Origin of the sequence: Ereboglobus sp. PH5-10, assembly GCF_029504735.1 — a bacterium.
Taxonomy (GTDB): domain Bacteria; phylum Verrucomicrobiota; class Verrucomicrobiia; order Opitutales; family Opitutaceae; genus Ereboglobus.
Window position 1 is genome coordinate 1 of record NZ_JAQFIP010000026.1, and the last position, 26,188, is coordinate 26,188.

A 26,188-nucleotide genomic window follows, 5' to 3' on the forward strand; every position below is an offset into this window, starting at 1 on the left:
CTCGGATATCTTTCCCCGGTTGACTTCGAAAAACTTAACAACTGATCTCCCTTTCCCGTCTGCGCCACTGTCCGCAATTCGAGGGTAAGCCCACCCGATTCCGGACGTTATCGGATGCCCCTGCGATTGTTATAGGTTTTGAGGGATGGTCTGCCTCTGTCCAGGTATCAGGTAAGAACATCTGCTTTCATCTGTGAGATCACGGAGGAGGCAAACTGTTCGGCGAAGGTTTTCAGTTCATTTGAAATGGACCGAAACTGTCGCAGTGACAGGAGCCCCCTTTCTTCCTCACGCTTTTTGACCTCGATGTAATCACGCACTGCATCCGCGATCATTCGTTCCCTGTGTGGCTCGCGATAGTTCGCCAAGGCAAACTCGAAGTATTTCGGGAACAAGGTCGGATTTTCTATCTGCTGGAATGCCGCCTCTGCTGCTCGCAACTGCTCTTCGCTCAGAAGTGTCGTTGTTGTTCGCAAGCCAGACGTGGCTTGGCAGGGACTTGATTTCCAACGCACTTTTTTCTGCTGCTGCCTCGGCTCGCGTTGGAAAGTTAAGGCGTATGCGCTCATCATTGAGCCATCCGGTGACGCGCCACACAGTGGCACCGCTTGGGTTCTGGAAGGTTTTGAGACTGAACTTTGTTTGTTTCACGCTAGATTTGCCACATCAACTGGCAAATCTAGCGGAAACAAAACCTAAACCTCTGATTACGAGGCTCTTAAATGGCGGGATGGACGGGACTCGAACCCGCGGCCTTCTGCGTGACAGGCAGACGCTCTAACCAACTGAGCTACCACCCCAAAAAGTGGGAAAGGTCGCAAAAGCTACGTTCCGCGGCAGTCATGTCAAGCGTCTGTTTTTACCCTTGTCGAAAAAAGTTTTCCGCGCATATCAATCTTCCGTTCCACGCGGTGGTAGCTCAGCTGGATAGAGCATCGGTTTTCTAAACCGACGGTCGTGGGTTCGAGTCCCGCCCACCGTGCCATTTTTTATTTCTCCGCACCTCAGCCAATTTTTTATCATGGTCAAAATCACCGGCGAATACCAAGGCGAGCTCCATTGCGTCGCAAAACATGAACAGTCGGGCAACACGCTCGTCACCGACGCCCCGCGCGACAACAACGGCCGCGGCGAGGCGTTCTCACCCACGGATCTCGCCGCCACCGCGCTGGGCACCTGCATGCTCACCATCATGGCCATGGCCGCGCGCAAGCATGGCGTCGAATTGAAGGGCACGCGCTTCGAGGTCGTGAAGGAAATGTCCACGAACCTGCCCCGCCGCATCGCCTCCGTGGACACAAAATTCTGGGTGCCGTTCCGCAAAGACGCGCTGCCCGGGGGCACGCTTGAGCGCGCCGCGGAAAGCTGCCCCGTTCATCAGAGCTTGCATCCGGATATCAAAAAACAAATCACGTTTTATTGGGCCGAATAACATCCGGCGAAAAAACGAACCTCATGACGCGCTGCCTGATCACCGCCGGCCCCACCCGGGAGCACATCGATCCGGTGCGCTACCTGAGCAACGGCTCCAGCGGGCGCATGGGTTATGAAATCGCGGCGGCGGCCGCGGCGCTCGGCTGGGAGGTCGATCTGGTTAGCGGCCCCGTTTCGCTCGACGCTCCCAAGGGCGTGCGCGTGACGCGCGTGGTGTCGGCGGCGGAGATGTTTGCCGCATGCGAACCGCTTTTCACCGGATGCGATGTGTTCATCGCGGTCGCGGCGGTCTGCGATTACAAACCGCGCGTGGTTTCCGCCGAGAAGACAAAAAAAACGATGGACGAAAGCTCGGGCATGACGCTCGAATTGGTGCGCACCGTTGATATTTTGAAAACGCTCGCGGCGCGAAAAACAGCGAGCCAATGCGTGGTCGGGTTTGCGGCGGAGACGCGCGATGTTGAAATTTATGCGCGAAAAAAACTCGCCGAAAAAAATCTCGATTGGATTGTCGCCAACGACGTCGGAAAACCCGGCATCGGCATGGATGCGGCGGATAACGCGGTCATCATGATTTCACGTGATGGCGCGCGGTTTGAGTTTGGCCCCGCGCCAAAACGCGATGTGGCCGAGTTTATTTTGACGCGGCTTGAACATTAAAAGCCGCGCTCCCTTGCGGGATTGGCGCGGCTGGTATGGAGAAAAAATGTTTGCGACTTTGCCCGGGCTCACCCCGCGTTTGATTTGCGAGCGATGAGCGAGTCGGCTGAAAAGGCGCCTCCACCGCTGATCACCAACGCAAACGAGGCGAGCAGAAGCACGAGGGCGTATTCCATTCCGTTGTTCGCGAGAAAGAACGCGCTGTTGTGCACCGTGTAAATGGCGGTCGCCATGATGATGGTCGTCACAAGGCCGAAGAAACGCGTGGCAAGGCCGAGCAGGATGGCGACACCGCCAAAAAACTCGCCGCCCGCCGCAAGCGAGGCCCACAAAATCCCGGGCTTCATGTGAAGCGTGCCCTCAAAAAAGCCCGCCGTGCCCTGAAGTCCGTGCCCTCCCCAGGCGCCGAAGAGCTTTTGGGCGCCGTGCGCAAGAAACACGCCGCCCGCGGCGAGACGAATGGGCAGGGCCGCCCAGTTGGACGAATTGGTCGAGAAGACTTTTCGAATGAGTTTGTTCATGATGTGGTGTTTGGATGAAATAATTAATTTAATGTTAAAGTATTATTAGGGCCGGCATCCCCTCTTGCGGAGAGTCGAGCTTCTCAGTCCGCCGTATTTTGGAGGCCGATCTTTTTGCAGATTTCCGCGAGCATGGTTTGCTCGCCGGGAGTGAGAACCGCGAATTCCCTGCCGACCGAGGCGGCTATTTTCGGGAAAAGTCCGGCGATGTATTTGGAGCCCCGGGGTGTGAGGCTGACGCGGATGCGCCGCCGGTCGCCCGCCTCGCGCTCGCGCCTCACATGCCCGTCCCTCTCCAGATTGCCGACCACCATGGTAAGATTCCCCGCGCTCTTGAGAACCTTGGCGGCGATTTCGGACTGGATCATCGGCCCCTTGTGATGAAGCGCCTCGAGAACGCCGAACTGCGCAATGGTCAAACCGGCGGGCAAAACCGTGTGGACGCGCGCGGTCACGGTCTCGGCGGCGCGCACGAGCTTCACGTAGGCCCGAAGTGCGTTTTTTTCCGTGCTGGCTGTTTTGCGTCGGCTGGTCATGGCTCGTCGGTTGTTTTCTATTGTTCAACAACAAAGCACTTATTATTTTAATGTCGAATTAGTTTCGGACTTCCGGCCCATTTTAACAGGGTTGTTACAAGCAACGCGAACCGGCGAGCGGGCGCCACTCTGGATTTGCCAAGCGGGCGGCATGTCTGTGGTTTGGGCGCAAATCAAAACACCAACTTCAACCCACACGACTCCAAGCCATGCAACGCACTCTCGTCAAAGACGCCCACAATTCCACCGAACCCCGCGACTCGATCCTGCTCCAGGGATGGGTGCGCACGAGGCGGGATTCAAAAACATTTTCGTTCGTGGAGCTCAACGATGGCTCGTGCCTCAAGGGCATGCAGATTATCGTGCAAAACACGCTGCCGGATTATGAGGCGCTCATGCACAAGGCGGGCACCGGCGCGTCGATTTCCGTGGGCGGCAAACTCGTCGCCTCGCAAGGCGCGGGCCAAAAATGGGAGGTGCTGGCGGACACATTCGAAATCATCGGCGAGGCGGACGCCTCGTATCCGCTGCAGAAGAAGGGGCACACACTTGAGTTTTTACGGGAGATCGCGCACCTGCGCCCGCGATCGAATCTTTTCGGCGCGGTGTTCCGCGTGCGCAGCCGGCTCGCCTATGCGATTCATCAATTTTTCCAGGAGCGCGGCTATTTTTACGTGCACACGCCGGTCATCACGGCGAGCGATTGCGAGGGCGCGGGCGAGATGTTTCGGGTCTCGACACTCGACGCGGACAAACCGCCGCGCGCGGAGGACGGGAGCGTTGATTTTGCGAGGGATTTTTTTGAGAGGCAGAGTTTTCTGACCGTGTCGGGGCAACTGGAGGCGGAGACGTTCGCGTGCGCGCTGTCGAATGTCTACACGTTCGGGCCGACGTTTCGCGCGGAGAACTCGAACACCTCTCGGCACGCGGCGGAGTTTTGGATGATTGAGCCGGAGTCGGCATTTCTCGATCTTTTCGGCAACATGGACCTGGCGGAATCGTTCGTGAAACACCTCGTGGCCGACGCTCGCGAGCATTGCGCGGCGGACCTGGAGTTTTTCGGCAAGTTCGTGGACAAGGGACTGAACGCGCGGCTCGACTTCGTGATGCAGCGGCCGTTCCAGCGGTGCAGCTACACGGAGGCGATTGAGATTTTGGAAAAGAGCGGCCGCAAGTGGGAGCATCCCGTGAAGTGGGGCGACAACATGCAGTCGGAGCACGAGCGTTTTCTCGCCGAGGAGCATTTCAAGTGCCCGGTGACGGTTTACGACTACCCGAAAACACTGAAGCCATTTTACATGCGCGTGAACGACGATGGCAAAACGGTGCGCGCGATGGATGTGCTCGTGCCGGGCATCGGCGAAATCATCGGCGGCAGCCAGCGCGAGGAACGGCTCGATGTGCTTCGCGAAAACATGGCCGCGCACGGACTCGCCGAGAAGGATTACTGGTGGTATCTCGACCTGCGCAAATACGGCACGGTGCCGCACAGCGGTTTCGGAATGGGCTTCGAACGCATGCTGATGTTCGTGACGGGCGTCGCCAACATTCGCGATGTGATCCCGTTCGCGCGCACGCCGGGCAGCGCGGATTTTTAAATCTTTTTCAGCCGCGCCAGCGTCGCGCCCCAGCCACCGCTGGTTTCATCGCCGAGGCGAAAACTTTCCACGCACGGATGTTTGCGCAAATGCGCGCGCACCGTTTCGCGCAGCGCGCCCGTGCCTTTGCCGTGTATAATGCGCACGGTGCGAATGTCGCGCTCAAGGCAGGCGTCTATGTAGGCGTCGATCACCCGCGCGGTTTCGCGCGGCAGAAATGTGTGCAGGTCAAGCTCGCCATTAATCGGGATTTGCACCGGCTCGGCCCCGGCGGATTCGTGCGTGGCTGAACCATCGCGCGTGTCGCGTTTGTCGCTCACGGTTAGATTCCGCCGCCGTCCGCGGCCTGTTCGCCTGCGTCAGGTTGTTTCTTTTCCGGCGAAGCGTCATCAGGAGTTTCGGGAGCGGATTCCTCCGCCGCCGGCTCGGATTCTTGCGCGGCTTCGGCGTCCGCATCGGATTCAACACCATGGGCAAGCGCGTCGGATTCCGCGGTGCCTCCGATGTATTCATCCTCATAGGGATCGACCTCATAATCGTCCTCGATTTCGAGGTCGTCGGCATTTTCGGTTTCGCCGGACTCGGACGCGCCGCCTTCATCCGGGGCATCTTCGTCCCCGGTTGCGGCGGCGGTTGTCGCGGCACCGGCGGCTTCGTCATAAACGCTCGTGTCTTCGGGCGTGGTTGTGGCGGAGTCCGCCTTCATGCGTTTTTTGGCGGGCGCGGGCTCTTCCTCAAGCGCGCGCTTGATCTGGTCCTCGACTCCCTCGCGGGCGCGCTTGAAGTCGCGCAGCGACTTGCCCAGTCCGCGCGCGAGCTCGGGCATGCGTTTGCCACCGAACAGAACCAGTATCAGCACGAAGATGAGAAGCATCTCCGGGCCGCCTACATCGAGAAACGCAAGGACTGGTGTTAAATTGGGCATGGTTAGGTAAAATGAAAACATGGCATTCATGTCGGGCGCTTGTAACGAAAAACAAATGCCCGGTTCGCGAAGTGCCGGGAAAATCAGCCCACGTCAACCTCGACAACAAAACTTTGCGTCTGGCCCGGCATGACCCAGTGCATGCCCACGCCATGCGTCGGCGCATTCGGCGGCCCCATCCACGGCTCGACGCAGAAGTAGGGCGCCTTGTCATCGAGAGTCCATGTCACAAAAAGCGCGTCGGGCTCGGGCACTTTGCCCGTGCCGAGTTTCACGCTGATCCGCCCCGGTTGTTTTTTGGGGCCAAACGTCACCGTGTTGCCTGTCAGCGCGGTGTGAAACGTGTCGAGCAGCATCGGGTTCGCCATCGATTCCTCCGCCTTGAACTTGGGGCCGGGCTCGATGAGTTTTCCATCCGTGAAATTCTGCTTCATCGTTTTTCCAGCGGGAATGCGAATCGCATAATCCTCGCGCTCGAGCCCCTCGTTCCAGGGGAGCGTAAAATAGAAATGGTGCCCGGCGCTCCATGGAAGCGGCTGCGTGTCGAGGTTGCGCAGCGTGTATTCGCAGGAAAGCTTGAGCGGCTCGAATCGATAGGTGACGACAAACTCGTAGTCGAACGGATAGCTCGCGCGGTTTTCGTCATCAAGGATGAGCTGCGCGGCGAATCCGCGCTCATCGCAACGCAGCACGTCGAATTTGCCCTGGCGCGCGATGCCGTGGATGGGCATTGGCCGGCGCACGCCATCGGCGGCCTTCCAGAAATGGATGTCGCCGCTCTCAAAAGTGCGCCCGCAAAACGGAAAGAGCACGGGATTGCCGCCCTTCACGACCGCGAAGTCCTTGAGGTCGTTCATCTCGGGCCAGTAAAGCACGTCGCGCACCGTGCCGTCGCCAAGGGTAACGTGCCAGTTCATGAGGCGCGCGCCCATTTCGGGCATGCCGAGAAACGTCGAGTTGCCAACCTGCCAGCGCGTGAGTTCTTTGCCGAGATAGGGGACTTTTTCCATGGGCGTATTTGTTACGCCCCCGGCACGACGGCTGGCAAAATATTTCTGTAAAAAAAACCTTTCTGTCCGACCACAAATATGCGGCACGGGGCTTGCGTTGTGCTGCGCGGCCACACAACATCCGCAGCACGTTCATGCTTCGCACCCTGCTCACAGCTCTCCTCGCAACACTGGCGCTCGCAACCGCCTGCCCCGCGCTCACAAACCGGTCGTCGAAACCCGCGACGCCCGCGACGAGATCCCAGCCGGTCGCCACACCCGCCGCCGACGGCGGAAAAATTCGCGCGATGGTGATCGAGGTTCGGGACGTGATCGACGCACCGGTGCTCTACATATTGCGCCGCGGACTCAAGGAGGCCGAGGAAAACAAAACCCAAGTCGTCGTGCTCAACATGAAAACGCCCGGCGGCGCGGCTGGTGTTGCGATGGAAATGATGGAGGCGCTTTCAAAGTTTTCCGGCGAAACAATCACCTACGTGAACGACGAGGCCATCTCCGCGGGCGCGTTTATTTCCGCCGCGACGGACGAAATCTGGTTCGCTCCCGGCGGCGTCATCGGCGCGGCCGCCGCCGTCAACTCCGACGGGCAGGACATTCCCGAGACGATGCGCCTCAAGATAAACAGTTTCTTCCGCGCCAAAATCCGCGCCGCAACGGAGGCGCATTCCTATCGCGGCGAAGTCATCTCGGCGATGATCGACAAGGACTACGAGCTCATCATCGACGGACAAACCCTCAAGGCCAGGGGCGAGCTCCTCTCGCTCACCGCCACCGAGGCGATGAAACGCTACGGCAATCCGTCCGAGCCGCTTCTCGGCGCGGGCATCGCCAAGAGCATCGAGGACCTGCTCCAGCAAAAATACGGCTCGTCCAATTTCAGCATCACCCACCTCGAAGTCACCTGGTCGGAGCGCCTCGCGCAATGGCTCAGCATGGTCAAACCGCTCCTCCTCGGCCTTGGAATGCTCGCGCTGTTCATCGAATTCAAAACACCCGGCTTCGGTTTCTTCGGCATCGCGGGAATTGTGCTCCTGGCGGTTGTGTTTCTCAGCAGCTATGCCGCGGGACTTTCCGGATACGAACCCATGATCGTGTTTTTGATCGGCTTTGCGCTTGTTATATTTGAACTGATCTTTTTTCCCGGAGTCATTGTGCCCATGGTCACCGGCCTGCTCATGATGATGGGCTCGCTTGTTTGGGCCATGGCCGACTTCTGGCCGGGCGACCCGATCTCGGTCGCGTGGACAACCGACGCACTCGTCGCCCCGCTCGTCAATCTCGGCATCGGCCTCGCCATCGGCGGCGTCCTGATTCTCGCGCTTTTGCGCTACATGCCCAAAAGCTGGTTCTGGGACCGCATCGAACTTGCCAGCGAAATCTCAGGGGCCGCGCAAATCGCCGGCCTTGATCCCGAGGCCGCCGGCGTGCTCGGCGCGCTCGTGGGCCGGCGCGCACGAGTCACCACGCCGCTGCGCCCGTTTGGGCAAATCGAAATTGACGGAAAAATCTACGAGGCGCGGCTCCCGCTAGGCTCCGCCGAACGCGACACCGCCGTCATCGTGCGCGGACACAATGACTTTTCGCTCGATGTTGAATCCGTCGATAAACCAGGGGGAGGCAACGCATGACGCTCATCGTCACCCTCTTTCTAATCGGGTTGGTTTGCCTGTGCTTTGAAGTCATCACGCCCGGGGGAATACTCGGCGCGATCGGCGGCATCTTCATGCTCATCGGCTGCGTGCTCGTCTGGAGCACCTATGGCGCGACCGCCGGCCTGACCGCAATTGTCTCCGTGCTCATTCTGGCCGGCATTCTTGTTTACATCGAAATCTTCGTGCTTCCAAAAACGCGCATTGGCCGCGGCATTTTTAACAACGCGGCAATCACAGGCGCGAGCCAGCCCCCGCCCGCCAGCGAAAAGGATGTCGTCGGTCGCGAATGCGTCGCCCTCACCACGCTCGCCCCCACCGGCTATGTGCTCCTCGACGGCAAACGCTACGAGGCGCGCAGCCTCAGCGGCTACATCGAAAAAGACGCGACCCTGGTCGTTTCCTCACTCGACACTTTCACACTGCAAGTAACCAAAAAATAAACACACACAATGCAATCCATCGGTATTCCCATCCTCATTGTCCTGATCGTAATTGGCATCATCCTGATCGCCATTATCGGCTCATTCTTCTCCGTGTGGCTGCGCGCCCTCCTTGCCAAGGCGCCCGTCAAAATGTTCGGCGACCTCGTCGCCATGCGCCTGCGCCGCGTGCCCTACGCGCTCATTGTTGACGCCCGCATCACTGCCAAGAAGGCCGAAATCGAGATTCCCGTTTCCGACATCGAGGCGCACTACCTCGCGGGCGGCAACGTCGTCCCCACTGTGCAGGCTCTCATTGCCGCGCAAAAGGCCAACATCAAGCTCGACTGGCGCCGCGCCTGCGCCATCGACCTCGCAACCAAGGGCTCCGGCAAATCCGTCGTCGAAGCCGTGCGCACTTCCGTTGACCCCAAGGTCATCGACTGCCCCAATCCCGACCAGGGCCGCGTCACCATCGACGGCGTCGCCAAGGACGGCATTCAGGTGAAAGTCCGCGCGCGCGTGACCGTGCGCACCAACCTCGACCGCTTCGTCGGCGGCGCGAAGGAGGAGACGATCATCGCCCGCGTCGGCGAGGGCATCGTCAACACCATCGGCTCGGCGGAATCCTACAAGGCCGTGCTCGAATCGCCCGACTCCATTTCCAAAAACGTGCTCGCCCGCGGTCTCGACGTCGGCACCGCGTTCGAAATCCTCTCCATCGACATCGCCGACGTGGACATTGGCGAAAACATCGGCGCCAAGCTTCAGGAAGCCCAGGCCATGGCCAACAAATCCATCGCGCAAGCGCAGGCCGAAATCCGCCGCGCCGCCGCCGTCGCGCTCGAACAGGAAATGAAAGCCAAGGTGCAGGAGATGCAGGCCAAGGTCGTCGAGGCGCAAGCCGAAGTCCCGCTCGCCATGGCCGACGCCTTCCGCAAAGGCAACCTCGGCGTGATGGACTACTACCGCATGCAAAACGTCCAAGCCGACACCGACATGCGCTCCACCATCGCGAAACCCGAACAGAAGAAGTGATCGAATTTTGGATTTTGGATTTTCGATTTTGGATTGCGCGCTTCCGCGCGATGCCAAAATCGAAACAGGAGCGTAAATTCTCCAATCCAAAATCCAGAATCGAAAATCCAAAATACCCACATGCTCGACTGGCTCCTTAAAAATCCGCAGATCGTAATCTTCCTCCTTTTCGGTGTGATCGCGCTCTTTGGACGCGTTGCGCAGATGCAGAAAGAGGCAAAGGAAAAACGCGAACGCCAGATGCGCTCCGGCAGGCAGCCGCCGGAGCAGTCGCGCTCGCGCGATGATGTCGCGGAGGAAGCCGAGCGCACGCGCCGGCTTCAGGAGGAAATCCGGCGCAAAATCCTCGCCCGCATGGACCGCGCCCAACCCCCGCAATCCATGCCGCAAGACTCGGCGCCGCCCCTCTTCCCGCAAGAGAGGCAACCCGCCGCAACCAGACCGCCGCCCATTCCCTCCGCGCCCGCCCAACCGGCATTCAGCGAATCGGCCGGCGCCTATCAATCCGCGATGGACAGGCTCGCGGAAATGCAGGCAACCTCCGCCGCCGCCAGCGCAAACATGGAGGAGATTTCCGCATCGCAGGAAACAAACCGCGTCACATCGCCGGCGGTCAGCGAGGCACTCGCCTCCCTGCGCGACACAAACTCCCTGCGCAAGGCCTTCATCCTCCGCGATATTTTGGACAAACCCGTAGGGCTGAGGTGAGGAAGCCGGGGGCGGACGGCTGGCCTCGCGCAATTTTTTAGCACCCGCCGCGCGCGCCCTGCCCCGCCGGTGTTTTTCGCACCATACGCAGCATCGACTCGTCGGGGTTGAGCCGCGCCACATCCGCGAGATCGACCCACGCCAGCTCCTTCGACTCGCTTGTTATGACAAGCGGCTCGTCCGGATCGCCCTCGACCAGAAAACGCACATCGTAATGCCAGTGCTCCGGCTCCGCGCCGCGGCCGGGAATGCGATGCCGGTCCACGTCGAAAATTTTCACCGCGCCGTCCGCGTCCGTGACGAGTTGCAATTTTGACAGCCCCGATTCCTCGCGCGCCTCGCGCATCGCGACCGAGGCAAGGTCAAGCTCGCCGTCGGCGTGCCCGCCAAGCTGCAACCACATGCCGAGCTTGCGGTGATGGGTGAGCAAGGTGCGTCGCCTCGCCGCATCCACAATCCACGCCGAGCCGGTCAAATGGCCAATGAGCAACGAGCGCTCCGCGCAATTCTCGCGCGTCTCGACAAACCGGATCATGTCAGCCGCCATCGCAGCCTCGTGCGCGTCGATTCCAGTGGACGCATGGGCTCCGAGCATTTTCAAAATCGGCGCGCGCTTCATCGTCAGCTTTTTTTGTCGTTGGTCCAAAGACTCTCCGCCTCGAACGCCGGCGCGTTTGCAATCAGCGGCCAGATTTCATCGGCCGAGTTTGCCACCGAATAAAGCGTGCTCATTCCCGGACGCTTGAAATTTTCCCGCACCATGCGCTCAAAGAAGCGGAGCAGGTCGTCATAAAATCCGTCCTGGTTAAAAATCACGACGGGCTTTTGCGACAGGTTCAAGTAGCGCTCCGTGAGCACCTCGCTCAGCTCCTCCAGCGTGCCGATGCCGCCGGGCAGCGCGAGAAACGCATCCGCGCGCCCGGCCATGATGCGTTTGCGCTCGCGCATCGTCTTCACAACCACGAGCTCGTCGGCCTCGCGATAGGCGAGTTCGCGCTCGATCATAAAATCCGGAATGATGCCGACGACGCGCCCGCCGTCACCCTTCACCGCGCGCGCCACCGAGCCCATGAGCCCGGCGTTGCCGCCTCCATAAATCAAATCCCATCCCTCGGCCGCCATCGCATGCCCGATTTGCCCGGCGGCGGCATAATACTTCGGGTCAAGTTTTGTGCTCGAGGCGCAATACACACAGAGGAGTTTGGACATGGCGTCGGACATGCTTGCGAAGGAAACCCGCCGGCGGCGCGCCCCGCAAATCAAAATATGTAGCCAAGCGTCGTCGTGATGCGCTGGAAGTAACGAAGGTCGCTTGCGAGCAATTTGTTGTATTCCAGCTCAACGCGCGTGGTGATGTTGAATGTGTTCGTTATTTTCCCCGTCAGCCCCGCGTTAAAATTGTATTTCTGGTCATTGGTGTCGTTGGTGTTCAGCACGGCGACAAAATCCTGCGTCAGGGAAAACCGCCGGTTGATAGTCCAGCTTACATCCTGAAATACATTTATCACCGCCGAGGTGTCAGTGGGAGTTTTGGCGGCGCCACTACTCGGGCTCATGTATTCCCTGTGTCGCATGGCCGCGTCCAGGCCCGAGGCGATCACGAGCTGCTTGCCCGAAAGCACATTGTAACCCATGCCAACGCCCTGCTCCACATCGCTGCCAACAAGCGTTATCCGGTTTCGATCATAGCGGGTGTTGCTCTGGAAAAAGAGCCGGCCCGAAAGCGTGCGGCGGAAACGGAGGTTGGATGAAATCGAATCGGCGGTGCGCTCGTCATTCGTTTCTCCATAGGTGTAGCGATTCAGGAAACGCGTTTCCGTCTTGGGCGTGCGCCGGTTGTTTTCAGTGCGCAAATAGATGTCCAGCTTGTCAACGCGCCCGGTCTGGCTGGTCAGCCCGAACTCGATGCGATTGACCCAGCCGGTATCGTCAACCTTGGTGCTGCGAGTTTTTTTTGCCGCGTTACGCATGTCCCTGAAATCGATGGCGTCGAATTTGGCCGCCGTCTTGTCGATTTTCGGTTTCTTTTTGGCTGTTTCCGCCGCCTTCTTTGCGTCCTCCGCGGCCTTGGCCTCGGCGAGGCGTTTTTCCTCGGCGGCCTTGGCGGCAAGCGCAGCCTGCTGCTCGGGCGTCAACTCAACCTCCACACTGGCCTTGGTCGTCGGCACTATGATTTCGCCGAGAATGTCCGACTTGAACGTGATCATGCCGTCAAGGTTCTTGATGAGTTTGCCCTTGAGCTTGTCGCCGTTTGCCAGAGTCAGGATGTCCGCGCGCACGACCGCGCCCGTTGTGCAAAACAGGACGGCAAAAATGGCCAGCATGCGCGAAAAAGAAACCATGTCGTTCGTGTGACAATGCTTCGAGGTGAATGTTTGAAAAATCTCCACGTCTTGGAAGCAACGTCAAGCGCGACGGCTGAAATATTTGCGCGCGCACAAACCCAAAGCATCTCGCGCCGAATACACAAGCGCGCCTCCGGCGAACTTGAAGCTTGAAGAGGGCGGACGATTCCGCGCACTTTTGACGCTCATCAACATCCTTTCAACGACAACAAACACACTCACCCACTATGGCAGGTCTCGGAAAATTCCTTAAACAAGCACAGAAAATGCAGCGCCAAATGGAGTCGCTCCAGGCGCAGCTCGAAGCGAAGGAACTCGATTTCACGCACGGCGGGGGCGCGATCAAAATCAAGGTCAACGGCGCGGGCAAATTTCTCGCGCTCGATCTCGACCCCGAATTCCTGAAGGAGGACGCCAAGTTCGTCGCCGACACAATCCTCGCCGCCGTGCAGGACGCCGCCAAGCAGGCAAAGGATTTTAACGACGAGGAGGTGAAAAAAATCACCGCCGCAATCCAGATGCCCGGAATGATGTAATGCCGCGCCGCCGCCGCTCGCCGCGGCCGACGGGTTCACCAGCGCGAAGCGCGTGTCATGACTCCCGCATTTGAAAAATTGCAAAGGCAGCTCAAGCAACTGCCCGGGCTCGGATTCCGGTCGGCGGAACGGATTGCGCTGCACCTGCTCGTTGAAAAACCGGAGCAACTGCCCGGGCTCGTGGGCGCGCTCGAGGAGGCCTCGCGCTCGGTGAGGCGTTGCGCGCGTTGCGGCAATCTCGCCGAGGGTAACGGCGACGCGGCACTCTGTCCAATCTGCGCCGACGACCGCCGCGACCATTCCGTGGTGTGCGTGGTCGAGCATGTTCCCGACCTCGTGGCGATGGAGCGCTCGGGCGCCTATCGCGGCGTGTATCACGTGCTTTACGGAAAACTCTCGCCGATCTCCGGCGTGGGTCCCGAGCAGCTCAATTTCGCGCCGCTGCTCGAGCGCGTAAAAAACGGCGAGGCACGCGAATTGATCCTGGCTCTCTCGAACGATGTCGAGGGCGAGGCGACGTGCCACTACATCACGCAGCATTTGCCCGCGACCGATGGCGCGGAAACCGTAAAAACAACACGCATCGGTTTTGGCCTGCCAAGCGGCGGCGGCGTTTTGTATGCGGACTCGATAACGCTCAAAAGCGCGCTCGAAGGCCGTCGCGAGTATTTGTGAACCCGCCCCGCCCGGGTTTTTGGGCGTTAGGCGGATGGTTTTTTCTCCGCGGGGTCCTCCCTGAAATGCCCCTTTTCAGCGGCGCGCACAAACCCCTCCGTCACACTTTTTAAGCCCTCCCAGCGCCTGCGGATGTTTTTTGCCTCGGCCAGGCTCACCTGCAAATCGGCCGACGCGCTCGCGATTTCATACAACATGTCGGCGAATTCCTGCACAATCGCGTTGGTTGCGGGAATGAGATTCGTCCCCTGCCCCTGGGGAAGCGTCGGGGCGTTTTTAATGAAAAACCCGCCCGCCTGCTCACACACCCATTGCGCGATGCGCATGTCGCCATGCGGCGCGGATTGACTGCGCGTCGCCGCCAAAAGTTGCGCCACTCGATCCAGCGGATTGTTTGACGAATTGATGTTGGCTCCCTGCGGCACAGTCTCCGTCCAGCGATAAATCAGTGAAAGCGACAGACCCATGTCCGCGGCAATCTGCTTGGCACTCGTTGTTTTCAGGACTTCTTTGAGGACTTCGTAGGACTGCATGGAAATAATGTAAAAATGATATTTTTTGCAAGATTGGGCAATATTTGAGTCACCTCAAACGTAAATTTTTTATAACAAGTCAAAATGTGCGCGTATTTTGTCCCAATGTGCGCGCCGATTTCTCATTTTTAGCGTGCTTCCTAGTTTTGCACACGATAACTTGAGTTACTTTTTTCCATGAATATCCACGAATACCAAGCAAAAGCCCTTTTTGAAAAGTTCGGCGTCCATGTCCCCAAGGGCGTCGCCGCCAAATCCGCAGCCGAGTTTGACTCCGCGCTCGCCCAGCTTCCCGAGGGCAAAATCGTCGTCAAATCGCAAATCCACGCCGGCGGCCGCGGCAAGGGCACATTCACCGACGGCTTCAAGGGCGGCGTGAAACTTTGCCAGTCTCGTGCCGAGGCGAAGGAAATCGCCGGCAAAATGCTTGGCAACACGCTCGTCACCCTCCAAACCGGCCCCGCCGGGCGCAAGGTGCAGACCGTTTATTTCACCGGTGCCGATTCCATCAAAAAGGAATACTACCTCGCCATCCTTCTAGACCGCGCCACCTCGCGCCCCGTCATCGTCGCCTCCACCGAGGGCGGCATGGAAATTGAAAAAGTGGCGCACGAGACGCCCGACAAAATCTTCAAGGTCTTCATCGATCCCGCCTACGGCCTCGCCGATTACCAAGTGCGCGAACTCTGCTTCAAGCTCGGCTTCAACCCCGCCGAAATGAAAAACGCCTCCAAGCTCATCCGCCAGCTCTACACGATGTTCTGGGAGTGCGACGCCTCGATGGTCGAGATCAACCCCCTCATCAGCACGCCCTCCGACGAAGTCTACCCGCTCGACGCCAAAGTCTCCTTCGACGACAACTCCCTCTACCGCCACCCCGAGATCACCGCCCTGCGCGACCTCAACGAGGAGGACCCCAAGGAAATCAAGGCCTCCGAGCACAACCTCAGCTACATCGCGCTCGACGGCAACATCGCCTGCCTTGTCAACGGCGCCGGCCTCGCCATGAGCACGATGGACATCATCAAGCACTACGGCGGCAACCCCGCCAACTTCCTCGACGTCGGCGGCGGCGCCTCCAAGGAGCAAGTCATGGCCGCCTTCGAAATCATCCTCACCGACCCGAACGTGAAAGGCATCCTCGTGAACATCTTCGGCGGCATCATGGACTGCGACGTCATCGCGCACGGCGTGGTCGCCGCGGCCAAGGAAATCGGCCTCAAGCTCCCGCTCGTCGTCCGCCTCGAAGGCAACAACGCCGACGCCGGCAAGGCCACCCTCGCCGCCTCCGGCCTCACCATCACCTCCGGCACCACCATGGCCGACGCCGCCCAAAAGATCGTCGCCCTCGTATCCGGGAAATAACCACGCGCCGCCATGCTTAAAATCTCCGACATCGCCTTCACCGGCACACCCGTCACCGACATGAAAGCGGCCCGCGCCTTTTACGAAGGCGTGCTCGGCCTCGCCCCCTCCCACGTCTTCGAGTGGGACGGCAAATCGTGGATCGAATACGACATCGGCCCCGGCAAAAACACGCTCGCCATCACCGATAGCGCGCCCGACTGGAAACCCTCCGCCGCCGGCACCGTGGCCGCGCTTGAAGTCGCCGACTTCGACGCCGCCATCGCGCACCTCAAGGCGAACAACGTCACCATCCTCGGCGAGCCCTTCGAAACGCCCGTCTGCCGCATGGCGCACATCGCCGATCCCTCCGGCAACACCATCACCCTCCACCACTGCAAAAAAGGACATCACTGATATTAAATGCGGAATTCGGAATACGGGGTGTGGAAATAAAAAACACGCACACGAATCCACGCCTCCGCGCACCGCATTTCACCATTCACACTTCACCCTTCACTCTTTCCAAAAATGGCTATCCTCATCAAACCCGACACCAAAATCCTCATCCAAGGCATCACCGGCTCCTTCGGCGGAAAACACGCCAAGCTCTCGCTTGATTACGGCACGCAAGTCGTCGCCGGCGTCACACCCGGCAAGGGCGGGCAAGTCTTCGAGCACAACGGCCACAAAGTGCCCGTCTTCAACACCGTCGCCGAGGCCGCCGCCAAAACCGGCGCGACCGTCTCCGCGGTCTTCGTGCCGCCGCCCTTCGCCGCCGACGCCATCCTCGAATGCGCCGACGCCGGACTCGACCTCGTGGTCGTCATCACCGAAGGCATCCCCATCAAGGACATGGTCCGCGTCAAACGCGCCATCGCCGGAAAGAAAACCCGCCTCGTCGGCCCCAACTGTCCCGGCCTCGTCTGCCCCGGCCCCGGCGAGCAATCGCACGGCGGCTGCCGCATCGGCATCGCCCCCGGCTACATCAACAAGCAAGGCCACGTCGGCGTCGTCTCCCGCTCCGGCACCCTCACCTACGAGGCGGTTTACCAGCTCACCGAAAAAAACATCGGCCAAAGCACGACCGTCGGCATCGGCGGCGACCCGGTCAACGGCACCTCGCATCTCGACGTCATCAAAATGTTCGCCGCCGACCCCGACACGCACGGCATCATCATGATCGGTGAAATCGGCGGCAACGCCGAAGTCGAGGCCGCCCGCTGGATCAAGGCCAACTGCGACAAACCCGTCGCCGGCTTCATCGCCGGGGCGACCGCGCCCGCCGGACGCCGCATGGGCCACGCCGGCGCGATTGTCGGCGGAGCCGAGGACACCGCCGCGGCCAAGATCGCGGTCTTCAAGGAATGCGGCATTGAAGTCGCGGAAACCCCCAGCGACATGGCCGACGCCCTCCTCCGCGCCGCCAAGGCAAAGGGAGTGACGCTGAGCTGACGCGCAACTCTCAAGAACAACCACTCACCAAAACCGGAACGCTTTTGTGCTTCCGGTTTTTTTGCGTCGCCCCCGCGCGCAATTCACCTCACATTCCGCCCCATTGTTTTCAATTCAGCACTCCCGATTTCACATCCCATGAACCGACGCCAAGCCCTCAAAACCATCGCGACAACCGGCGCACTCGCCGCGCTTTCCCGCGTGATGCCATCCGCCCGAGCCGGCGCGGCATCTGAAAATTCAAACCCGAAACCCGACATGACCTCCTCCTTCCGCCACTCCGTTTGCGCCTGGTGCTACATCAAAAAAATTCCGCTCCCGGAGTTCGCCCCCGCCGCTAAAAAAGCCGGCGTCGAATCCATCGAGCTCCTCGACCCCGCGCAATGGCCCGTCGTCCAAAAGCACGGCCTCGCCTGCGCCGTCGCCAACGGCCCCAAGTCCAGCTCGATCAAGCGCGGCTTCAACCGCCGCGAACACCACGCCAACCTCGTCCCCGATTTTCTCGCGCGCATCAAGGAATGCGCCGCCGCCGGCATCCCCAACCTCATCTGTTTCTCCGGAAACCGCGACGGACAATCCGACGAGGAGGGCCTCGAAATCTGCGCCGAGGGCTTGAAAAAAATCGTCTCCGCCGCCGAGAAGGCGCGTGTCACGATCATCATGGAGCTCCTCAACAGCAAGGTGAACCATAAGGACTACCAATGCGATCACACCGCCTGGGGCGTTGAGCTGGTCAAGCGCGTCGGCTCCGAGCGCTTCAAGCTCCTCTACGACATCTACCACATGCAAATCATGGAGGGCGACGTGATCCGCAACATCCGCGAAAACGCGCAATACATCGCCCACTACCACACCGCCGGAAATCCCGGCCGCAACGAATTCGAGCCAACCGACACGCAAGAACTCAACTACCCCGCCATCATGCGCGCCATCCGCGACACCGGCTACCGCGGCTACATCGGCCAGGAGTTTCTCCCCAAGCGCGATCCGTTAACATCCCTCGCCGCCGCGGTGAAAATTTGCACCGTGTAATAAAACAACTCCGCGCTCGCGCCCATCAATTCTCCATTAATAACCAATAGTTCATTCCACCAAACACATCATGAAAAAAATCCTCATCCTCCTTTGCGCCATGACTCTCGCCGCCGTGCACACAAACGCCGCCGAAAAAAACATCGGCCTCCAAATGTATTCCCTTCGCTCCGAGATCGCCAAGGACTTCAGCAACATCGACACCATCATCGCCGCCATCGCCAAGGCCGGTTACAAATACGTCGAAACCGCCAACTACAGCGGCGACGGCAAAATCTACGGCATGGAGCCCGCCGCCTTCGCCGAAAAACTCCGCGCCCACGGCCTCCACGCGCTCTCCTGCCACGTCCAAAAGCGTTTCAAAAAGGCGCCCACCCGCGCCGAGCTCGACGAGGCCCTCCCGTGGTGGGACAAGTGCATCGCCGACCACAAGGCCGCCGGCATGAAATACGTCATCATGCCCTCCATGCCCCGTCTCACCAAGGTCGAGGACATCCAGGCCTTCTGCGAATACCTCAACAAAATCGGCGACAAGTGCAACGCCGCCGGGCTCAAGTTCGGCTACCACAACCACGCCTTCGAATTCGAAACCAAGCTCCCCGGCAAGCTCACCAAGTATGAATACATGCTCCAAAACACCGACCCCGGAAAAGTCTTTTTCGAGATGGACGTCTACTGGACGGTCATGGGCCGCTTTTCCCCCGTCGAACTTTTTAAGAAATACCCGGGCCGCTTTCTCGTCCTGCACATCAAGGACCAAAAGGAACTCGGCCAAAGCGGCATGGTCGGCTTCGAGGCCATATTCAAGAACATCGACGCCTCCGGCGCCAAATACCTGATTGTGGAAGTTGAAAAATACAACATGCCCCCCATCGAGTCCGTCACCGCCAGCCTCAAATACCTCAACGACGCCCCCTACGTTAAGGCCGACTACTCAAAGTAATTAAAACCCGCCCCGGGAACGCTTCGGCGTTCCCGGCTCCACGTTTCTTATTTGCCACAACAAGAACCCACGCGGAACATTTCCCCGCATCCACCACCCACCCTCTCCCTCATTTTCAGTCCTTCAGCCTTTCAGCCCTTCCCTCCCACCATGACCCGACGCCAAGCAATCAAAACCATCGCCGCCACCGGCGCTCTCACCGCCCTCTCCCGCATCGTGCCGCAAGCCCGCGCCGCCACCACCGCTCCCGCCAGGGATTCCTTCCGCCACTCCGTATGCCCCGGCCCCTACCTCAAGAGAAACGCGGATGATAAACGCCCCGGACGCCTGCCGCTGCCCGAGTTTGCCCAAGCCGCGAAAAAACTCGGCATCGAGTCCATCGAGCTCACCGGCCCCGAACAATGGCCCGTCATCCAAAAAGCCGGACTCACCTGCGCCGTCTCAACCTTCCCCAGAAAAGTCACCTCGTTGATGCGCGGACTCAATCGCCGCGAACATCACATCGAAATCGTTCCGGCCTACCTCCAGCGCATCCGCGAATGCGCCGACGCCGGCATTCCCAACCTCATCTGTTTCTCCGGACGCCGCGATGGACAATCCGACGAGGAGGGCCTTGAAATCTGCGCCGAGGGTTTGAAAAAAATACTTCCCGCCGCCGAAAAGGCCCGCGTCACACTCATCATGGAGCTGCTCAACAGCAGGACCAAGGGACACGTTGACTATCAATGCGACCACACCGCCTGGGGCGTCGAGCTGGTCAAGCGCGTGGGCTCCGAGCGCTTCAAGCTCCTCTACGATATTTACCACATGCAAATGATGGAGGGTAACATCATCCAAACCATCCGCGAAAACCACCAATACATCGCCCACTACCACACCGCCGGAAATCCCGGTCGCAACGAATTCGAGCCCGGCGACATGCAGGAACTCAACTATCCGGCCATCATGCGCGCGATCCACGACACCGGTTTCCGCGGCTACGTCGGCCAAGAGTTCTCCCCCAAGCGTGATCCGCTCACCTCCCTCGCCGCCGCAGTGAAGATTTGCACGGTGTAAATTGCTCGGGGAAAGTGAATATCCTTTTGAGATACATACTATTCATAGCACCAATTCTCACTGGATTTTTGATTGGGTTGTTTTTTGCCGACATTCTTAAAAATGGGCATTATGACAATTCAACCATTGATCTCATAATCAACATCTTACATTTGCCTGCCTCTATATTATTTTATGCATGCGTGATATGTGGAATTGGGCCGAATGGAGATGCTATATGGATAATGCTTCCCTTATGCATGATTGCCCAATGGACAATCACAGGAGTTTTAATCGCGATAATTTTATTACGACACCACAAGAAGAAAAAGAGCACAAACGCATGACCAAATCCGCCAACACGCCTGACCGCGCCACTGCCTCCGCCATTTCGCACACTGCGCGCGTGCTCGATTCCCTCCGTCCCGGGCTCCACGCCGACACCGCGCTCCGCAATTATTTCGCCTACTGGCACCGCCTCGGTCCGCGCGAAAAACGCGCCATCAGCCGCGCCACCTTCGCCTATTTTCGATGGTTCGGCTGGCTCGACCGCAAGGATTCTCCGCAAAAACAAATCGCCGGGGCCCTTGATCTCCAATCCCGCTTCGACAACAACCCCGCGTCGATCAAAACCGAGGCCATCGCCGCGCGCGCCATTCCCGAATGGTCGCGTGACGAGGTCGCATGGCCCGCCGAAACCCTCCGGCTTCTCCAGCACGATCCCGTCCTCTGGCTCCGCGCAAAAACATCCGGCATCGACACGCTCGCCGCGCAACTCGGCGACTGCGAGCCCGCCTCAAACACGCCCGTTCCCGCGCCCGACGCGCTTCGTTACACCGGCAGGCAGGATCTTTTCCGCACACCGCAATTTCACGAGGGCCTTTTCGAAATCCAGGACCTCGCATCACAACTCACCGGTCACGCCTGCGCGCCAAAACCCGGCCAAACTTGGTGGGACGCCTGCGCTGGCGAAGGCGGCAAGACGCTCCACCTCGCCGAGCTCATGCAAAACAAGGGCATGCTCTGGGCGAGCGACCGCTCCTTCCGGCGCCTGCAATCACTCAAGCGCCGCGCCGCGCGCGCAAAGGTTTTTAACTACCGCGCCGCCGCGTGGGACGGCTCCGCCAAGCTTCCCACCAAGGCCAAGTTCGACGGCATCCTGCTCGACGCCCCTTGCAGCGGACTCGGCACCTGGCAGCGCAACCCGCACGCGCGCTGGACAACCACGCCCGACGACGTCCGCGAACTCGCCGCCGTGCAAACGCAGCTCCTCGCCAATGTCGCGGGTTCGCTGAAACCGGGCGGACGCCTCATCTACGCCGTCTGCACGCTCACGCGCAGCGAAACGACCGCCGTCGCCGACGCCTTCACCACCGCGCACGCCGATTTTGAGCCCGCGTCCGTTTTTGCCGCCTCCGGAAATCCGTCCGCGCAAACCACCCTCTGGCCGCACGAGCACGACTGCAACGGCATGTTCATCGCCGCGTGGCGAAGGAAATAGTTTTCCGAGCACATCCTTTTAGAAAGAACGCGCTTGCGCCTGGGAGCGCGGGCATCCTGCCCGCGTTTGGCTTGCGACCAAGTCGCTAGTTTTAGCGGACTTAGTTGATTGTTAATAGTTTAGAACGTGCATATAAGAGCACGAATTGACTGGAAGGTGAAGCTAAAAACAACGATTTTGGCAACGTGCTGGCAACCCGACTCCCTTTCCTAATTTGCCAGCTATCTCGTTGCGTATCCAATAATTGGATACTTTAATCAGGTCATTCAATATGGGGATTTTGTCCGGTTTTGCACGCCCTATTTTTCGATTCGCTCAAAATACCTCCGGTCATGCGTGATTTTCGGTTCTCGCCCCGGTGGCTTTCAGGCGTCGGCGGAGTGCCCGGTCACGCCCGCCGTGTCGGCCTCGCTGTCTGCGCATTATCACGCAAATCACCGCAACTCTCGAACGACCGGGCACAAAAACAGCCGGCCACAACGCGCGGGACACCATTCGCCGGCATCGGGCGGGGGCGTAACTCCATGTAGTTTTGCCTCCTTGTGATTACATACGGGCGTGACCCGATAGGCGCATAAAAAGCACGCTGTCAATCTGGAGCGCAGGGCGAGCGAGTCGAGCCCGAGAACAGATTGCACAGCAGTGATACAATCTCGCGCGGGTCACGGCGTTTGCCGTCTTGGTCAAAATACCACTTCAAAAAATTGCCGTGAGTGTCCCGTCAGAAGCAGGAAATTTTTAGAGTGATAACACCTCGTCAAAAGAGGCGCAGTTGCTCGATTTTTGGAGTCTCTGATATCGGGATGCTATCGAGTTCACTTTCCTCAATGGTGTCTGTGCCGTCGCCATCATCGTCCGTTTCATCCGTCCCGGACTCTTCCGCGTCATAATCAATTTGGGATTTGGTGCTGGATTCAGATTCAGGCTCCTCAATTCCGAGCGTCAGCGCGGTTGCGATTGTCGGGATTGCAATAACGGGTTCGCCGCCTGGCTTGGGCGGCAGGTCAAAATAACCGACACCCAAACCGATGTGTATGCTCCGGGAAAATTCTACGATAGTGAAGTCTCCCGACATGAATCGGCGCAACTGTGCTAGCCTTCCCCTGACATGCTCCATCCAGTGGTGGCAAATCTCCTCATCCCAATGCGCGGTGGCTGCAAGTTTGTTCGGCGTGTAATTGTCTGACTCGGCCAATTCGTGATAGAGGAGGTATGCCGCCTGCCAAAGTTCCGTGCGCTGCGCGTCGGTCGCGAAGTATCCATATAGCACGGCTTCGTCCGCATCAATGATGATGGATGTGGGAGTGGGGAGTCGATTACGGGAGCATCTCCGCACCGTTTTTCGGGCTTCGCGCAGCGCGGCCTCGCGTTGGCGGTCGTTCTCGGCGGCGAGTGATTCGAGGAGGTTCTGCGTGACGATTTCGGTGGGATGCCGGGTGTCGGGTTGGTCAATGGGGATCAGCGCGTGTCCGGCCAGCGAATGAAATCCCGTGGGGCTGAATGCGCACATCCCGCGTTCTGTGGCGTGAAGTTCGCCGCAAAACTCGCTTCGTTTGAAGAGCACCGGACGGCCTCGCAAGGTAAAGAGATATTCGTTGATTACCGTGCTCATCACACAATCCCTCCCTCGTTGCTAAAGTGCAGTTTCTTGTCGTCGCCGAGGTAGAGGTCGATTTCGCCAAAGCCGTGACTGGCATTGGTCAGTTGTTGCATCGCGTATTCGGCTGATTCGTCGTCGGTGCAAGTGCTCCAGAATCCAGCCCCATGCCGACACCTCGTAAGCCATAGGTTTTGACCGTTGTGCTCATCATCGAGATGGGTCAAATTGGTTTCGTTTTCCCGAATAAATCGTGAGCACTCCGCCCATGCGCTCAAGAGGGATTCGGTGGCGATGGAGGTTATGCCAAAATCCTTGTCGAGCGGTTCGCCTTCGTCGTCGGTCGAGGCACAGAGCGATGCAGTTAGGTAGCCTCTCAAAAAACGAAAGATCGCGGTTTCACCAAGATTGATATTGTGGAGCAATTCGATGCGCAGTGCGGTGCGCTTGCGGCCTTTTGGCAGGTTGAGGAGTTCCAGAGAGAACGTCGTTTCACATGTAATCATGATGTTTGACGGAATCAGGCGCAGTCCGTTTCCGGCGGCATGCCAGGGTATCTCGGCCATGCCCGATTCACGCCGTTCCGAAAGCACACCCAGTCAAAGGACGCCGGAGCCTGTGCGGAGGCGTCCGGTGTGGAGCCTGACGAGCCAAGTCGAGTCAGGACGACATTGATGGGTGTGGTAGGATAACGGAACACGCAGAGGGCAGCTTTATATCAATACCGCATGTGCGGTTTTCGCGGAGTTGGCGCGTGGTGATGGTGGCGCGGATCGCGGAGTCCGGTTATCGCGCTCATGCGAAGTCGAATATTTGCTGTCCAAGCGCCATTTTGATTTGCTCGGTTTTCTCGGGTGATGGCGGTTGCCCCTGTTGTTTGATTTCGGATGAAATGCGGGCAGCCTCGATGGGCGTCGCTATTTCGCCACCAACTTTCGAGTCTCCATTTGCAACAGATTCTGCGCGTGCCGGAGCGAGCAGATGCAAGGTGCCGCGCATTATCCAGTGGATGTTTTTCCATGATGCGAAGAGCTCCATGCTGAGCGTGTTCCCGTGAATAATCTCGGCGGGGATTCCCCAAAGCGTGGTGTTGATGAAGCACATGTCGCAGGCGGTCTTGCTGATGTCGATGGCGGTGACTCGCAATCGCGGACGGTTTTCCGGAGGAAGCATTTTTGCAAACGCGAGTATCATCGCTCCCGCGCCGCAGGCCGGTTCGCAAAGTGTGATCGGACCCTCTTGGGGCATTGTTGTGTCGCCGGCGATCATGTGGCCGATCATTTCGCAGACGTTCTGCGGGGTGTGAAACTCGCCGTTCCATTGTTGGCTTTTGTGCGAGAGGGCGAGTTCCATGTAGTGGCCTCCGAGCAAGTCGGTGAAGGGCTGGTCTTCCATTTCCAAGACCAGCGCGGCAAGCGCATGGCTGAAAATGTTCAACTCATCCTTCTTCCATCGTTTGGCCTCTTCGAGGTATTCGGCTTCGCGGGTGCCATGCGCGAGCGCGCAAGCAGCCAGTGTTGTGAAAGCTGAAAAGACCTTGTAAGCGTCGTGGTAACGGATGAGTTGTTCGATCAACGACCTAAATTTGGCTGTTTTGTTTTTCATGCGGGATGCGGAATCGCGCAGCCTCCGTCTCCAGCGACATGCTGATTTGTCCCGGCGCTGCCCGATTCACGCCGTTCCGAAGGCACACCCGGTCAAAGGACGCCGGAGCCTGTGCGGAGGCGTCCGGTGTGGAGCCCGGCGAGCCAAGTCGAAGCCGGGACTACATTGACGGGTGTGGTATCGTGACGGAACCCACACAGAGGGCAGAGGGTTCAATGCGAAGTGCCGGTTGGATGCGCGGGTCCACCAGCGTAATGCTTGGCAGTTTTCGCGGCCTGAAAAATGCGGACACTCGGTCAACATAGGAAATATCCACCTGCGGTTGCCCTAATAAAAACACGGTGACATCGGCCAGTCGCCGCGCGTGCGAGGGTCGGCACGATGGCTGTCACAGCCACCGTCTTTTCAGCGCGTCGCAGTTGCCGAACAGATGCCATGCGAGGTCGCTCACGACATGCTCGGCGGCATCCAGTCCGACTGCCACGACGCGGATGGTGGCGCGCTTTCTGTCGTAGCGAATGCCAATCGCATCGGCTGCGAGTTTGGTGATGCGATACGGGAGGCCGCCGTCGATCACATACAAATCAATATGGCGGGTCGTCCCTGATTTTGAGATGTGCCGCAGGATGGCATAGACGGTGTCGCCGCATTTGAGATATTCCGCCCTCAATGATTTGATCGCCTGAGTGCGCGCGAGCCGCGCGAGTTGGACGCGAGTCAGTCCGGTGTCTTGAACGATTGATGTGCTCATGTTGTGAAACGAAATCGTCCAACGTCCGCTTCCGGCGAAGTGCCGGGGCATCCGGTGTTGCCCGATTTCACCAACCTCGGGCACGCCAGGTCAAAGGCGCGCGGAGCTTGTCGGAGCGCGCCGTGGTGGAGATGCGACGGAGGAGCATACGACCTTGAACGGCGTGTATAATGGTGAACCCAGGGCAGAGGGTATTCCATTCCCGCGAGTGGGGGGGGGGGGGGGGGGGGGGAATTTAAGCGGGTGCCCTTTTTTTCGGGGGTTTCGCTATGGGGGGGCAGGCCCGCGGGGTTTTGGGGGTTTTAACGGGGGGGGCCCCCCCGGACGGCCGAACA

General features: G+C 59.1%; 30 protein-coding genes and 2 tRNA genes. 17 read left to right on the top strand and 15 right to left on the bottom strand.

Annotated elements, in window-relative coordinates:
* Positions 1–167: 167 nt before the first annotated feature.
* Both M2447_RS13080 and M2447_RS13085 read right to left on the bottom strand, forming a co-directional pair.
* The gene (locus tag M2447_RS13080; RefSeq protein ID WP_277558969.1) at positions 168–572 is read right to left on the bottom strand and encodes a hypothetical protein; all 405 of its coding nucleotides are present in this window, start codon (positions 570–572) and stop codon (positions 168–170) included.
* A gap of 151 nt (positions 573–723) precedes the next feature.
* Positions 724–800, bottom strand: a tRNA-Asp gene (locus M2447_RS13085).
* A gap of 108 nt (positions 801–908) precedes the next feature.
* Between M2447_RS13085 and M2447_RS13090 the strand changes: the two genes are divergently transcribed.
* The 3 genes from M2447_RS13090 (at position 909) to M2447_RS13100 (ending at position 2,094) form a co-directional block, all read left to right on the top strand.
* Positions 909–985, top strand: a tRNA-Arg gene (locus M2447_RS13090).
* A 36-nt stretch (positions 986–1,021) separates the two neighbouring features.
* Positions 1,022–1,432 (top strand): OsmC family protein, encoded by a 411-nt coding sequence (locus tag M2447_RS13095; RefSeq protein ID WP_277508725.1) that lies wholly within the window; start codon positions 1,022–1,024, stop codon positions 1,430–1,432.
* Positions 1,433–1,455: 23 nt separating this feature from the next.
* Positions 1,456–2,094 carry a phosphopantothenoylcysteine decarboxylase gene (locus M2447_RS13100; protein WP_277558971.1) on the top strand — a complete coding sequence of 213 codons (639 nt, stop codon included), beginning with the start codon at positions 1,456–1,458 and terminating at the stop codon, positions 2,092–2,094.
* 68 nt (positions 2,095–2,162) lie between these two features.
* On the opposite strand, the gene M2447_RS13105 is transcribed toward M2447_RS13100, so the two are convergent.
* A complete protein-coding gene (locus M2447_RS13105; protein ID WP_277558972.1) occupies positions 2,163–2,615 on the bottom strand; it encodes a DoxX family protein in 453 nt (150 codons plus the stop codon).
* Between the two features lie 83 nt (positions 2,616–2,698).
* Positions 2,699–3,151, bottom strand: a complete 453-nt coding sequence (locus tag M2447_RS13110) for a MarR family transcriptional regulator (protein WP_277558973.1) — start codon at positions 3,149–3,151, stop codon at positions 2,699–2,701.
* Between the two features lie 209 nt (positions 3,152–3,360).
* On the opposite strand from M2447_RS13110, the gene asnS reads away from it, so the two are divergent.
* On the top strand, positions 3,361–4,749 hold the full coding sequence (gene asnS / locus M2447_RS13115) for an asparagine--tRNA ligase (RefSeq protein ID WP_277558974.1): 1,389 nt from the start codon (positions 3,361–3,363) through the stop codon (positions 4,747–4,749).
* Here the strand turns inward: asnS and M2447_RS13120 are convergent.
* The 3 genes from M2447_RS13120 to M2447_RS13130 form a co-directional block, all read right to left on the bottom strand.
* Positions 4,746–5,069 carry a Smr/MutS family protein gene (locus M2447_RS13120; protein WP_277558975.1) on the bottom strand — a complete coding sequence of 108 codons (324 nt, stop codon included), beginning with the start codon at positions 5,067–5,069 and terminating at the stop codon, positions 4,746–4,748. The two genes, asnS and M2447_RS13120, sit on opposite strands and share 4 nt — an antisense overlap.
* Before the next feature lie 2 nt (positions 5,070–5,071).
* Entirely contained in the window at positions 5,072–5,674 is a 603-nt protein-coding gene (locus M2447_RS13125) for a twin-arginine translocase TatA/TatE family subunit (protein WP_277558976.1), read from the bottom strand.
* Between the two features lie 83 nt (positions 5,675–5,757).
* Complete coding sequence (locus tag M2447_RS13130; RefSeq protein ID WP_277508732.1) at positions 5,758–6,684, bottom strand: aldose epimerase; 927 nt, start codon at positions 6,682–6,684, stop codon at positions 5,758–5,760.
* 134 nt (positions 6,685–6,818) lie between these two features.
* Here M2447_RS13130 and M2447_RS13135 point away from each other — a divergent pair, with 134 nt between their 5' ends.
* From M2447_RS13135 to M2447_RS13150, 4 genes are all read left to right on the top strand, one after another.
* Positions 6,819–8,312: a hypothetical protein gene (locus M2447_RS13135; RefSeq protein WP_277508733.1), complete on the top strand. Its 1,494-nt coding sequence runs from the start codon at positions 6,819–6,821 to the stop codon at positions 8,310–8,312.
* A complete protein-coding gene (locus M2447_RS13140; RefSeq protein ID WP_277508734.1) occupies positions 8,309–8,776 on the top strand; it encodes an NfeD family protein in 468 nt (155 codons plus the stop codon). Before M2447_RS13135 ends, M2447_RS13140 begins: the two co-directional genes overlap by 4 nt.
* Positions 8,777–8,785: 9 nt before the next feature.
* Positions 8,786–9,793 (top strand): flotillin-like protein FloA, encoded by a 1,008-nt coding sequence (gene floA, locus M2447_RS13145; protein ID WP_108825995.1) that lies wholly within the window; start codon positions 8,786–8,788, stop codon positions 9,791–9,793.
* A gap of 120 nt (positions 9,794–9,913) precedes the next feature.
* Positions 9,914–10,501, top strand: a complete 588-nt coding sequence (locus M2447_RS13150) for a hypothetical protein (protein WP_277508735.1) — start codon at positions 9,914–9,916, stop codon at positions 10,499–10,501.
* A 37-nt stretch (positions 10,502–10,538) separates the two neighbouring features.
* Here M2447_RS13150 and M2447_RS13155 read toward each other — a convergent pair whose 3' ends face one another.
* The 3 genes from M2447_RS13155 to M2447_RS13165 are packed head-to-tail and all read right to left on the bottom strand — an operon-like array spanning position 10,539 to position 12,825.
* Entirely contained in the window at positions 10,539–11,096 is a 558-nt protein-coding gene (locus M2447_RS13155; RefSeq protein ID WP_277508736.1) for an NUDIX hydrolase, read from the bottom strand.
* A gap of 26 nt (positions 11,097–11,122) precedes the next feature.
* Positions 11,123–11,710, bottom strand: a complete 588-nt coding sequence (locus M2447_RS13160) for a TIGR00730 family Rossman fold protein (RefSeq protein ID WP_277508738.1) — start codon at positions 11,708–11,710, stop codon at positions 11,123–11,125.
* Positions 11,711–11,760: 50 nt separating this feature from the next.
* Positions 11,761–12,825, bottom strand: a complete 1,065-nt coding sequence (locus M2447_RS13165; protein WP_277508740.1) for a DUF481 domain-containing protein — start codon at positions 12,823–12,825, stop codon at positions 11,761–11,763.
* Between the two features lie 248 nt (positions 12,826–13,073).
* On the opposite strand from M2447_RS13165, the gene M2447_RS13170 reads away from it, so the two are divergent.
* The gene (locus tag M2447_RS13170; RefSeq protein ID WP_108826003.1) at positions 13,074–13,382 is read left to right on the top strand and encodes a YbaB/EbfC family nucleoid-associated protein; all 309 of its coding nucleotides are present in this window, start codon (positions 13,074–13,076) and stop codon (positions 13,380–13,382) included.
* A gap of 57 nt (positions 13,383–13,439) precedes the next feature.
* Positions 13,440–14,057, top strand: a complete 618-nt coding sequence (gene recR / locus M2447_RS13175) for a recombination mediator RecR (protein ID WP_277558977.1) — start codon at positions 13,440–13,442, stop codon at positions 14,055–14,057.
* 26 nt (positions 14,058–14,083) lie between these two features.
* Here recR and M2447_RS13180 read toward each other — a convergent pair whose 3' ends face one another.
* Positions 14,084–14,590: a hypothetical protein gene (locus M2447_RS13180; protein ID WP_277558978.1), complete on the bottom strand. Its 507-nt coding sequence runs from the start codon at positions 14,588–14,590 to the stop codon at positions 14,084–14,086.
* Positions 14,591–14,767: 177 nt separating this feature from the next.
* Between M2447_RS13180 and sucC the strand changes: the two genes are divergently transcribed.
* The 7 genes from sucC to M2447_RS13215 all read left to right on the top strand — a co-directional run bounded on the left by sucC (position 14,768) and on the right by M2447_RS13215 (position 21,900).
* Entirely contained in the window at positions 14,768–15,955 is a 1,188-nt protein-coding gene (gene sucC, locus M2447_RS13185; protein WP_277558979.1) for an ADP-forming succinate--CoA ligase subunit beta, read from the top strand.
* Positions 15,956–15,967: 12 nt separating this feature from the next.
* The gene (locus M2447_RS13190) at positions 15,968–16,351 is read left to right on the top strand and encodes a VOC family protein (protein WP_277558980.1); all 384 of its coding nucleotides are present in this window, start codon (positions 15,968–15,970) and stop codon (positions 16,349–16,351) included.
* A 114-nt stretch (positions 16,352–16,465) separates the two neighbouring features.
* Positions 16,466–17,389, top strand: a complete 924-nt coding sequence (sucD, locus tag M2447_RS13195; RefSeq protein ID WP_277558981.1) for a succinate--CoA ligase subunit alpha — start codon at positions 16,466–16,468, stop codon at positions 17,387–17,389.
* Positions 17,390–17,527: 138 nt separating this feature from the next.
* Positions 17,528–18,421, top strand: a complete 894-nt coding sequence (locus tag M2447_RS13200) for a TIM barrel protein (protein ID WP_277558982.1) — start codon at positions 17,528–17,530, stop codon at positions 18,419–18,421.
* A gap of 70 nt (positions 18,422–18,491) precedes the next feature.
* On the top strand, positions 18,492–19,364 hold the full coding sequence (locus M2447_RS13205) for a sugar phosphate isomerase/epimerase (RefSeq protein ID WP_277558983.1): 873 nt from the start codon (positions 18,492–18,494) through the stop codon (positions 19,362–19,364).
* A gap of 150 nt (positions 19,365–19,514) precedes the next feature.
* Positions 19,515–20,420 carry a TIM barrel protein gene (locus M2447_RS13210; RefSeq protein ID WP_277558984.1) on the top strand — a complete coding sequence of 302 codons (906 nt, stop codon included), beginning with the start codon at positions 19,515–19,517 and terminating at the stop codon, positions 20,418–20,420.
* 322 nt (positions 20,421–20,742) lie between these two features.
* Positions 20,743–21,900: an RsmB/NOP family class I SAM-dependent RNA methyltransferase gene (locus M2447_RS13215; protein ID WP_277508751.1), complete on the top strand. Its 1,158-nt coding sequence runs from the start codon at positions 20,743–20,745 to the stop codon at positions 21,898–21,900.
* Positions 21,901–22,657: 757 nt separating this feature from the next.
* Here the strand turns inward: M2447_RS13215 and M2447_RS13220 are convergent.
* The 4 genes from M2447_RS13220 to M2447_RS13235 form a co-directional block, all read right to left on the bottom strand.
* Complete coding sequence (locus tag M2447_RS13220) at positions 22,658–23,512, bottom strand: hypothetical protein (protein ID WP_277558985.1); 855 nt, start codon at positions 23,510–23,512, stop codon at positions 22,658–22,660.
* A complete protein-coding gene (locus tag M2447_RS13225; RefSeq protein WP_277558986.1) occupies positions 23,512–24,063 on the bottom strand; it encodes a hypothetical protein in 552 nt (183 codons plus the stop codon). The genes M2447_RS13220 and M2447_RS13225 overlap by 1 nt, the downstream gene beginning before the upstream one ends.
* Positions 24,064–24,292: 229 nt before the next feature.
* A complete protein-coding gene (locus tag M2447_RS13230; RefSeq protein ID WP_277558987.1) occupies positions 24,293–25,102 on the bottom strand; it encodes an N-6 DNA methylase in 810 nt (269 codons plus the stop codon).
* 388 nt (positions 25,103–25,490) lie between these two features.
* The gene (locus M2447_RS13235; RefSeq protein WP_277558988.1) at positions 25,491–25,853 is read right to left on the bottom strand and encodes a hypothetical protein; all 363 of its coding nucleotides are present in this window, start codon (positions 25,851–25,853) and stop codon (positions 25,491–25,493) included.
* Positions 25,854–26,188 lie beyond the last annotated feature (335 nt).